The organism is Amycolatopsis alkalitolerans (assembly GCF_006152065.1).
GTDB lineage: Bacteria > Actinomycetota > Actinomycetes > Mycobacteriales > Pseudonocardiaceae > Amycolatopsis_E > Amycolatopsis_E alkalitolerans.
The window spans coordinates 1-1,193 of sequence record NZ_VDFW01000080.1 but is presented as its reverse complement, the minus strand read 5'-3'; the positions used below and the strand labels follow the sequence as shown (position 1 = coordinate 1,193).

Genomic DNA, 1,193 nt, shown 5'->3' with positions numbered 1-1,193 from the left:
TTGATGGGATGTGACGAGCACCGTGACCGATTCGAGCCGCAGGTTGTTCACGTCGGAGTCTGTGACGGAGGGGCATCCGGACAAGATTTGTGACGCGATCAGTGATTCGGTGCTGGATGCGTTGCTGGCGAAGGATCCGCGTAGCCGGGTGGCGGTGGAGACGTTGATCACGACGGGGCAGGTGCATGTCGCGGGTGAGGTGACGACGGAGGCGTATGCGGATATCCCGACGATCGTGCGGGAGCGGATCCTGGAGATCGGGTATGACTCGTCGGCGAAGGGGTTCGACGGGAACTCGTGCGGGGTGAACGTCGCGATCGGTGCGCAGTCGCCGGATATCGCGCAGGGTGTGAACACCGCGTACGAGTCGCGGTTGGAGTCGGCGCTGGATGAGCTGGATCGTCAGGGCGCGGGGGATCAGGGCCTGATGTTCGGCTATGCCTGCTCGGATACCCCGGAGTTGATGCCGTTGCCGATCGCGCTGGCGCACCGGTTGTCGCAGCGGTTGACGCGGGTGCGCAAGGACGGGGTGCTGCCGTATCTGCGTCCGGACGGCAAGACGCAGGTGACGATCGAGTATGCCGGTGAGCAGGCGGTGCGGCTGGACACGGTGGTGGTCTCGACCCAGCATGCCGAGGGGATCGATCTGGAGTCGATGCTCGGGGTGGACGTGCGGGAGCAGGTGGTGGCGCCGGAGCTGGCGGCGCTGGAGCTGGACACCGCCGACGTGCGGTTGCTGGTGAACCCGACGGGCCGGTTCGTGATCGGTGGTCCGATGGGGGATGCGGGGCTGACCGGGCGGAAGATCATCGTGGACACCTACGGTGGGATGGCGCGCCATGGTGGGGGCGCGTTCTCGGGGAAGGACCCGTCGAAGGTGGACCGCTCGGCGGCGTATGCGATGCGGTGGGTGGCGAAGAACGTGGTGGCGGCCGGGCTGGCGTCGCGGGTGGAGGTGCAGGTCGCGTACGCGATCGGGAAGGCCTCGCCGGTGGGGTTGTTCGTGGAGACCTTCGGCACCGAGACCACCGATCCCTCGAAGATCCAGGGCGCGATCACCGACGTGTTCGACCTGCGCCCAGCCGCGATCATCCGCGATCTCGACCTGCTGCGCCCGATCTACGCCCAGACCTCCGCCTACGGCCACTTCGGCCGCCCCGAACTCGCCCTCCCCTGGGAAAACACCGACCGCG

At 67.2% G+C, this 1,193-nt stretch carries 1 protein-coding gene; it reads left to right on the top strand.

What is annotated here, in order from left to right; genetic code table 11:
- Positions 1-22: 22 nt before the first annotated feature.
- Positions 23-1,193 (top strand): methionine adenosyltransferase (gene metK, locus FG385_RS33715; RefSeq protein WP_200834781.1); only part of this gene is annotated, 1,171 nt, incomplete at its 3' end.